The organism is Pseudomonas sp. RGM2987 (assembly GCF_022952855.1).
Lineage (GTDB): Bacteria > Pseudomonadota > Gammaproteobacteria > Pseudomonadales > Pseudomonadaceae > Aquipseudomonas.
The window spans coordinates 25,567-34,952 of the sequence record NZ_JALJDX010000166.1; the positions used below are offsets into that span (position 1 = coordinate 25,567).

A 9,386-nucleotide genomic window follows, 5' to 3' on the forward strand; every position below is an offset into this window, starting at 1 on the left:
GCAGGCCCCATACCCAATGCAAGATCCAGAGCGGTCACAAGTCCGAAACAGTGGCACGAACGTACCTTAATGTCGCATCTGTGTAACTTCTGACGCATTTGACCGTTTGCGCGTGTTTTTTCGGGGCGGATTGCGCTCCATCCGGGTGCGCGATGAAGGTATTTCGCACCCGGATGGGGCAGGTATTACTTCGTCAAACCCACGCCGTAGAAGGGTGTAAGCCCAAATGGACTGAGTTTGAAGTCCACCACTTTTCTGTTTATCGGCTGGAATACCGTAGAGTTGGCGATAGGTGTGATCGGCACCTGTTGCTTGAGGATTTTCTGCGCCTGCTGGTACAGGTCGACGCGTTGCTGGCGGTCGGTCGAGACCTTGGCCTGCTGGATCAGGCGGTCATACGCCGGGTCGCACCACTTGGCGTAGTTGCTGCCCTTGACCGCTGCGCAGCTGTAGAGCACGCCCAGCCAGTTGTCCGGGTCGCCGTTATCCCCGGTCCAGCCGTAGATCATTGCGTCATGTTCGCCATTTTTTGCGCGCTTGATGTATTCGCCCCATTCGTAGCTGACGATGTTGGCCTTGATGCCGATCTTGGCCCAATCCTGTTGAATCATCTGCGCAGACATTCGCGCGTTGGGGTTGGAGGCGCGTTGCACCGTCATCGCCCATAAATTGAGGGTAGTACCGGGCGCAACCCCGGCTTCCTTGAGTAGCGCCTTGGCCTTGGTCACGTCATGGGGTGCGTCCTGGATACTCGGGTCGAACGACCACTGGGCCGGCGGCAGAGCGTTCTGCGCCAGTTGTCCGGCGCTCTGGTACACGGCCTTGATGATCGCCGGCTTGTCGATAGCCATGTCCAGCGCCTGGCGGACCTTGAGCTGGTCCAGCGGCGGGTGCGTCACGTTGTAGGCCAAAAAGCCCAGGTTGAAACCCGGTTGCCTGAGCACTTGCAGGTTCGGGTCCTGCTCGATCACCTCGATGTCAGCCGGACGCGGGTAACCGCTGACCTGGCATTCGCCGCGTTTTAGCTTTTGCAGACGCACGGCGGCGTCCGGGGTGATGGAGAAAATCAGGTTGTCGAGCTTCACGTCCTCGGGTTTCCAGTACGCCGTGTTGGCGGCATAGCGGATCTGCGAGTCCTTCTGGTAGCGCTTGAACACGAACGGCCCGGTACCGACAGGCTTCTGGTTGAGGTCGCCGGCCTTGCCTTCCTTGAGCAATTGCGCCGCGTATTCGGCGGACTGCACGGACGCAAAACTCATCGCCAGGTTCTGCACGAACGCGGCATCGACGTTGTTCAGGTTGAAACGCACGGTGTGTTCGTCGACTTTCTCCAGGCTCTTGATCGTGGTGTTCAGGCCCATGTCGGTGAAGTAGGGCGACTCGGTGGGGTAGGCCTGGCGGAACGGGTGTTGCGGATCGAGCAGGCGCTGGAAAGTGAACAGCACGTCGTCGGCGTTGAAGTCGCGGCTGGGGGTGAAGAAATCGGTGGTGTGGAATTTCACGCCTTCGCGCAGGTGGAAGGTGTAGACCAGGCCATCGGCGGACACCTCCCAGCTCGTCGCCAGCCCCGGCTCGACCTCGGTGCCGCCGCGCTTGAATTGGGTGAGCCGGTTGAAGACGGTTTCAGCCGAGGCATCGAAGTCGGTGCCACTGGTGTATTGGCTCGGGTCGAAGCCGGCGGGGCTGGCTTCGGAGCAGTAGACCAGGGTGGTCGCGGCCTGGGCCATGGGAGCACTGCCGATCAGGGCGATGGCGAGTAGGAGTGGTTTTAAGGTGGTCCGGTCCATGAAATCCCTTGGTAGTGACGATTTTCCTGAGCGTAGCGGTTGGGGCGGGGGTGGGGAAATAGCCAAAAGTGCGGGGGACTGGTGGGTTTGGGTATAGCCGGGCGGCTGTAGCTGGCTGTGGCGAGGCGGCCTGACAGCCGACCTGACTCTTGCGGTTGTACCCCGATCCAACTGTGGGAGCGGGCTTGCTCGCGAAGGCGGCCTGACGGTCGCTCGGGATTTTTTTGACCAAGTACATATCCATTGCTGCGGTAACGGCTACTTAGGGTTCCGCTCTGACAGCGGCTCACTTTTGAGAAGCGCAAAAGTAAGCAAAACGCTTTGCCCCACCACTGGGCACCTCGCTTACGCTCGGTGTTCCCTCACTCCGGCATTGCTCCGTGGGCCCACTACGCAATGCCTGCGTTCGGCCCTTGTGGTTAATGGGGCGCCCAAGATCAAGAGCCAAAGCAAAGCAAAGCAAAGCAAAGCAAAGCAAAGCAAAGCTAAAGCGAGGCGGCCTGACTTTTCCGGCTGTACCTGAATCCTGTGGGAGCGGGCTTGCTCGCGAAGACGGTCTGACAACTGACCTATTCCCTGCGGTTGTAACCCGATCCATTGTGGGAGCGAGCCTGCTCGCGATGGCGGTCTGACAGTCGGCCTGAATTTAAAAGGGCACTCGACGATTGAGTGTATTGGTGATTTTTAAAGGGCCGGACCCTCAAGGCCTTCTCTGCGAGGTATCCGGTTTGGGGCTGCTTCGCAGCCCAGCGGGAGCAAGCTCCCTCGCCACGGGTTGGGGTTGTGTCTGGATGAGTAGAGATCACTCTGGGATGTCGGACGGATCTCCTGCCTTGCAACGAAACATCCCACGAGTTTTTAAGGTTGTCCGTCGGAAGTGGGGGTTCTAGTCTTTTGCCTGTCGCTGCCAAATCAGCGACCGGGTGTGGAAACCTGACCTTTTAGCAGTGGCTTGGCTGAACATCGTATTGCCGACGTCTCGTTTCGTCTGCAAACTGCGTCTTGGCGGCTGTGCGTGGGCAGACTTCGGTCTGGCCGGGTCCTGCTAACCGGTATTTCCACCCCGCGTACCGCTGCCACCTACTGTCGCGTGGAAACGACACAAGGATGGCTCCAATTTTTAAGCAGGAGCATTGCATATGGACAAGTTAATCCCCGACCCACCCTTCAACAAAACCACACCCCTTTCTGGCTTCGACGCCATCGAAGACCTCCTAAAAGACCGCGCCGCCGCCGAGCGTACCCTGAACCATTACCTCTACCCAAAACCCCCGGAAGAGCCACCCTCCGATCCCCGCATCGACAGCCTGTTCTCCGTCACCGCCAAAGCCGACACCGACACACTGCTGACCAGCACCTCCGAAACCCTGGCCTCAGTCAAAGCCATGGCCGAGGACCTGGCTTTCGAGGTGGATGGCACCCGGCGCAGTGTGGCGTTGGGGATTCAGCAGTTGGTGGAGTTGTGCCAGTTGCTGGTGGACAAGGCGCTGGATCAGTTGCAGGCGCCGGCTGGCCCGGTCGAGGTGTAAGGAGAGGGAAGATGCGTCCGACCTTTCAACTCAAGTCGGGCGCACTGGTGGCGAGGGGATTTATCCCCGTTGGGCTGCGTAGCAGCCCCCCGAAGGGGCAGCGACTCAAGCTGCCTGACACACCGAGGTATCAGGTTCGGGTCTGCTGCGCAGCCCAGCGGGGATAAATCCCCTCGCCACAAGGGCATCTTTGGGCTGATGGCACAGTCAGTCCATCGATTACTGCATCAACACCTCAATCGCCCCATCTGCCGTCATGCTCACTTTGCTGGTACCCGCCTCCACCTCAGGTGTAACGGATTCAGCATCCATGGACGCGCCTTTCATCATCATCGGGGCGCGCATGAACGGTTGTGGGTAGCCGTTGGTGTTGAAGTTCAGGCTGACGATTTTGTAACCCTTGCCGCCCAAGGCGTCGGTGGCCAGTTGAGCGCGGGCCTTGAAGGCGTTGACCGCGTCCTTGAGCAGGGCGTCTTCGCTGGTCTGGCGGGTGGCGGTGGAGATGGCGAAGTCCATGCCGCCCATTTTCATGTCGGTGAGCAGCTCGCCGGTGAGTTTGGACAATGCGGCGAAGTCGGCGCTTTCCAGGCGCAGTTCGGCGCGTTCGCGCCAGCCGGTGATTTTCCCGCCTTTGTTGTCATAGATCGGGTAGCTGTTGCGGCTGCCCTGGCGCAGGGTGATGTCCTTGACCTGCTTGGCCTGGCCGATGGCTTTGTTCAACGTGGTGCTGACGGCGGCGGCGAGTTTGGCCGGGTCGCTGTTCTGTTCCTCGGTGTAGAGGGTGACGATCATCAGGTCGCGGGCCACTTCCTGGCTGGCTTCGGCGCGCAGGGAGATCTGGTTGTAGTGCAGCTCATCGGCGGCCAGGGCCGGCAGGCTGGCGACGGTGCCGAGGCTGAGGGCGAGGAGGGCGGCGGGGCGACTGAACGTGTACATGAAAGCTCCTTGGGATGAGGCGCAGGGGTGAGGTCCGGACCTGCGTGAACGGTAAGACTCTAGCTTCTGCGATCCGGTTCGCACAGTTACAACTTCTATACAGATACAGGAAGGCGGCAGAAATCCCGTGGCGAGGGAGCTTGCTCCCGCTCGACTGCGCAGCAGTCGCAAGCTTTGGTCCCTGGACTATTCGGGGGATTTGATGGGCCTGCTGCGCAGGCCAGCGGGAGCAAGCTCCCTCGCCACAGAGGATTTTTCGAAATTTCAGGGCTGTGGCGCTTTGCCGCAGATCTGCCTGTGTCACCCGTGCCTTGGTTATACTCCGTGCGATTCGCCTGGAGCGCTCATCAGGAGAGCTCATGCTCGCCCCTTTGCTACTGACTTCCGCCTCTCGCCAGAACCTCTGGCGCCTGACGTTCATCCGCATCCTGGTCCTGGCTGCCCAGGCCGGTTCCGTGGGCCTGGCCTATTGGTTCAACCTGTTGCCGCTGCCGTGGCTGCAACTGGCGATCACCCTGGCCTGTTCCAGTGTGCTGTGTGCGCTGACGGCTGTGCGTTTGCACGCCTCGTGGCCGGTCACCGAGCTGGAATACGCCGTACAACTGGCTTGCGACTTGTTTATCCACAGTGCACTGCTGTATTTCTCCGGCGGCTCCACCAACCCCTTCGTGTCTTATTACCTGGTGCCGCTGACCATTGCGGCGGTGACGCTGCCGTGGCGGTTCTCGCTGATCCTGTCCGGTATCGCCCTGGCGCTGTACACCCTGCTGCTGGCACGCTTCTACCCGCTGGAAACCTTTCCCATCGCCCGGGAAAACCTGCAAATCTATGGCATGTGGCTGAGTTTCGCCCTGGCCGCGGCGGTCATCACCTTTTTTGCCGCACGCATGGCCGAAGAGCTGCGCCGCCAGGAAGAGCTGCGCGCCATTCGGCGTGAAGAAGGCCTGCGGGACGAGCAATTGCTGGCCGTGGCTACCCAGGCCGCCGGGGCCGCCCACGAATTGGGCACGCCATTGGCGACCATGAGCGTGCTGCTCAAGGAAATGCGCCAGGATCATCACGACCCGGCGCTGCAAGACGACCTCAGCGTGTTGCAGGATCAGGTCAAGCTCTGCAAGGAAACCCTGCAATACCTGGTGCGCGCCGCCGAGGCCAATCGGCGGCTGGCCATCGACATGCAGGACGTCACCGACTGGCTCGACGAGGCCCTGAACCGCTGGCACCTGATGCGCCCGGAAGCCAGTTACCGTTTCCAGTGCCTGGGCCAGGGGACCGTGCCGCGCATGGCGCCGCCGCCAGACTTGACCCAGGCGTTGCTGAACCTGTTGAACAACGCCGCCGACGCCTGCCCCGAAGGGCTGGAAGTGGCGTTGGACTGGAACGTCTATGAGCTGACCATCAGCATTCGCGACCACGGCGCCGGCGTGCCGCTGGCGATCGCCGAGCAGATCGGCAAGCCGTTCTACACCACCAAGGGCAAAGGCCTGGGCCTGGGCCTGTTTTTGAGCAAAGCCAGCGTGACACGCGCCGGCGGCTCGGTGAAACTCTACCCCCATGAGAGCGGCGGCACGCTTACCGAGCTGCGCCTGCCCCATGCCGACCGAGGAGACGAAGCATGAGTGACGAGATCCAAGTCGACGGCGAAGAACTGCCGCACCTGTTGCTGGTGGATGACGACGCCACCTTCACCCGCGTCATGGCCCGGGCCATGTCCCGTCGCGGCTTTCGCGTCAGCACCGCCGGTTCCGCCGAAGAAGGGCTGACCATCGCCCAGGCCGACCTGCCGGACTACGCCGCCCTGGACCTGAAAATGGATGGCGACTCGGGCCTGGTGCTGTTGCCCAAGTTGCTGGAGCTGGACCCGGAAATGCGCGTGGTCATCCTCACCGGCTATTCGAGCATCGCCACGGCGGTGGAGGCCATCAAGCGCGGCGCCTGCAATTATCTGTGCAAGCCGGCGGACGCCGACGACGTGCTGGCCGCGCTGTTGTCCGAGCACGCCGACCTCGACACCCTGGTGCCGGAGAACCCGATGTCGGTGGACCGCCTGCAATGGGAGCACATCCAGCGGGTGCTGACCGAACACGAAGGCAACATTTCCGCCACCGCCCGCGCCCTGGGCATGCACCGGCGTACCTTGCAGCGCAAATTGCAGAAACGCCCGGTGCGTCGCTGAACCTGCGCTGAACAGATGTTGTCCACCCTCGCGATAAATCGGGCCGCTGTTTATCATCGGCCCGAGTCTGTTCTTTTCTTTATCGAGCCTTAACCATGAATCAGAACGCTGAATATTCCGCGGTCAATGACACAGTGCGCGGGCAGTTTTTCCGCCGTGTCTGGCAAATGACCACGCCGTACTGGCGCAGTGAGGAGAAGGGCAAGGCCTGGACGCTGTTGATCGCCGTCATTGCGCTGTCGCTGTTCAGCGTGGCGATTTCGGTGTGGATCAACAGTTGGTACAAGGACTTCTACAACGCCCTGCAAGAGAAAAACAGCGAAGCGTTCTGGCAATTGATCCTGTATTTCTGCGGCATCGCCGCGGTGGCGATCCTCGGCGCCGTCTATCGCCTGTACCTGACGCAGATGCTCACCATCCGCTGGCGGGCCTGGCTCACCGAGCAGCATTTCGCCCGTTGGCTCAGTGACAAGAATTATTACCGGCTGGAGCAGGGCGGCTACACCGACAACCCGGACCAGCGGATATCCGAGGACCTCAACAGTTTCACCACCAACACCCTGAGCCTGGGGTTGGGCTTGCTGCGCACGGTGGTCAGCCTGGTGTCGTTCTCGATCATTCTATGGGGGGTGTCCGGCAGTATCGAAGTGTTCGGCTACACCATCCCCGGCTACATGTTCTGGTGCGCGTTGGTGTACGCGGCCGTGGGCAGTTGGCTGACACACCTGATCGGCCGTCGCCTGATTGGCCTGAACAACAACCAGCAACGTTTCGAAGCCGACCTGCGTTTCTCCATGGTACGGGTGCGCGAGAACGCCGAAAGTATTGCGTTGTATAACGGCGAGCCCAACGAGAACCGGCGCTTGAGCGGACGCTTCGGGCTGGTCTGGCAGAATTTCTGGGACATCATGCGGGTCTCCAAGCGTCTGACGTTCTTCACCTCCGGCTACGGTCAGATCGCGATCATCTTCCCGTTCATCGTCGCCGCGCCACGCTACTTCGCCGGCAAGATCCAGCTCGGCGAGCTCATGCAGATCAACTCGGCGTTCGGCAATGTGCAGGAAAACTTCAGTTGGTTCATCAGTGCCTACTCCGACCTGGCCGCATGGCGCGCCACCTGCGATCGTCTGCTGAGTTTCCGCCAGGCCATGAGCGACAACGAGGACCGCGTGCCGGCCATCGACGTACAGAACCAGGGCAGTGTGTTGAAAGTGCATAACCTGGGGCTGGACCTGGCGGACGGTCGTCACCTGCTCAGCAACGCCGACATGACGGTGGAGCCGGGGGAGCGGGTGATGCTCAGCGGGCGCTCGGGCAGCGGCAAGTCCACGCTGTTTCGGGCGATGGGGCATTTGTGGCCGGCCGGGCATGGCAATATTCTGCTGCCGTCGGCGCGGTATCTCTTCCTGCCGCAAAAACCCTACCTCCCTATTGGCAGCCTGCGCGAGGTATTGAGTTATCCACAGGCCGGCGACGTCTACCCCAACGAACGTTATGCACAGGTGCTGGAAACCTGCCGGCTGCCGCACCTGATTGCGCGCCTGGATGAAAGCAATCACTGGCAGCGCATGCTTTCGCCCGGTGAGCAACAGCGCCTGGCCTTTGCCCGCGCGTTGCTTTATGCACCGCAGTGGTTGTACATGGACGAAGCCACGTCGGCGATGGACGAAGAGGACGAGGCGACGCTGTACCAGGCGCTGATCGACCAGTTGCCAGGCCTGAGTATTGTCAGCGTCGGTCACCGAAGCAGTTTGAAACGATTCCATCCGCGACATGTGCGTATCGAAAATGGCCAGCTGGTGGAGCGCACCGTAACCGCCTGACCACCATGAAACCTGTGGGAGCGGGCTTGCTCGCGAATGCGGTATGGCATGGATGCTGATGCGTCTGGCACACCGCTTTCGCGAGCAAGCCCGCTCCCACACTGGATGTGTGGTGAGGCGCAATGCTTATGTCCACAATCGATCCAATGTGGGAGCGAGCCTGCTCGCGATGAAGGCGACTCGGTGTCAGCAACCCGACTCGCCACTGCACCCACGGTGATCGTACAACGACGTTGCGCTATGATGATGCGCATTCAGCCGCTTGCCGAGACACAAACCCATGGAAAACCCGATCAACGTACCCCGCCTTCCCCGCAAGCGCCGCAGCCTGGCGCAGGAGCTGGTGACGGTGCTGACCGAGCAGATTCGCGACGGCCTGCTCAAGCGCGGCGATAAATTGCCCACCGAGTCGGCGATCATGGAAGCCCACGGCGTCAGCCGCACCGTGGTGCGCGAGGCGATTTCCCGTTTGCAGGCGGCCGGCCAGGTGGAAACCCGCCACGGCATCGGCACTTTCGTGCTGGACACGCCGAGCCCCAGCGGCTTTCGCATTGACCCGGCCACGGTGGTCACCTTGCGTGATGTGCTGGCGGTTTTGGAATTGCGCATCAGCCTGGAGGTGGAATCCGCCGGCCTGGCCGCGCAGCGCCGTAGCGACGAGCAACTGGCGACCATGCGCGCCGCCCTCGATGCCTTGAAGGAAAGCGCGGCCCACGCCAGCGACGCGGTGGCCTCGGACTTCGCTTTCCACCTGGAAATCGCCTTGTCCACCGGCAACCGTTACTTCACCGACATCATGACTCACCTGGGCACCAGCATCATCCCGCGCACCCGTCTGAACTCGGCGCGCCTGGCCCATGACGACCAACAGCACTACATGGATCGACTGAGCCGCGAGCACGAGGAAATCTACGAAGCCATCGCCCGCCAGGACTCCGACGCCGCCCGCGCCGCCATGCGCCTGCACCTGACCAACAGCCGCGAACGACTGCGCCAGGCCCATGAAGAGGCGCAGGCGCAGGGCTAGACGGCTTGATCTCATGGATCTGACTGCGCCCCCATTCTGCAAGCAACCCAGATAACCCCGTGGCGAGGGAGCTTGCTCCCGCTTGGGGGCCAAGCCGGCCCAAACAAG

The 9,386-nt window shown here is 61.4% G+C and carries 7 protein-coding genes; 5 read left to right on the plus strand and 2 right to left on the minus strand.

Going from position 1 to position 9,386, the window contains the following annotated elements:
• Nucleotides 1-185: 185 nt before the first annotated feature.
• A complete protein-coding gene (locus tag RGM2987_RS08315) occupies nt 186-1,787 on the minus strand; it encodes an ABC transporter substrate-binding protein (protein ID WP_245139654.1) in 1,602 nt (533 codons plus the stop codon).
• A gap of 1,139 nt (nt 1,788-2,926) precedes the next feature.
• On the opposite strand from RGM2987_RS08315, the gene RGM2987_RS08320 reads away from it, so the two are divergent.
• Nucleotides 2,927-3,316 carry a DUF6124 family protein gene (locus tag RGM2987_RS08320; RefSeq protein WP_245139656.1) on the plus strand — a complete coding sequence of 130 codons (390 nt, stop codon included), beginning with the start codon at nt 2,927-2,929 and terminating at the stop codon, nt 3,314-3,316.
• A gap of 219 nt (nt 3,317-3,535) precedes the next feature.
• Here RGM2987_RS08320 and RGM2987_RS08325 read toward each other — a convergent pair whose 3' ends face one another.
• Complete coding sequence (locus tag RGM2987_RS08325; RefSeq protein WP_245139658.1) at nt 3,536-4,252, minus strand: SIMPL domain-containing protein; 717 nt, start codon at nt 4,250-4,252, stop codon at nt 3,536-3,538.
• A gap of 359 nt (nt 4,253-4,611) precedes the next feature.
• On the opposite strand from RGM2987_RS08325, the gene RGM2987_RS08330 reads away from it, so the two are divergent.
• The 4 genes from RGM2987_RS08330 (at nt 4,612) to RGM2987_RS08345 (ending at nt 9,278) form a co-directional block, all read left to right on the plus strand.
• Nucleotides 4,612-5,871 (plus strand): ATP-binding protein, encoded by a 1,260-nt coding sequence (locus RGM2987_RS08330; RefSeq protein WP_245139661.1) that lies wholly within the window; start codon nt 4,612-4,614, stop codon nt 5,869-5,871.
• Nucleotides 5,868-6,428, plus strand: a complete 561-nt coding sequence (locus tag RGM2987_RS08335) for a response regulator transcription factor (protein WP_003177957.1) — start codon at nt 5,868-5,870, stop codon at nt 6,426-6,428. Before RGM2987_RS08330 ends, RGM2987_RS08335 begins: the two co-directional genes overlap by 4 nt.
• Before the next feature lie 95 nt (nt 6,429-6,523).
• Nucleotides 6,524-8,251, plus strand: a complete 1,728-nt coding sequence (locus RGM2987_RS08340; RefSeq protein WP_245139663.1) for an ABC transporter ATP-binding protein/permease — start codon at nt 6,524-6,526, stop codon at nt 8,249-8,251.
• Between the two features lie 280 nt (nt 8,252-8,531).
• Nucleotides 8,532-9,278, plus strand: a complete 747-nt coding sequence (locus RGM2987_RS08345; RefSeq protein ID WP_245139665.1) for a FadR/GntR family transcriptional regulator — start codon at nt 8,532-8,534, stop codon at nt 9,276-9,278.
• The last annotated feature ends 108 nt before the right edge of the window (nt 9,279-9,386 follow it).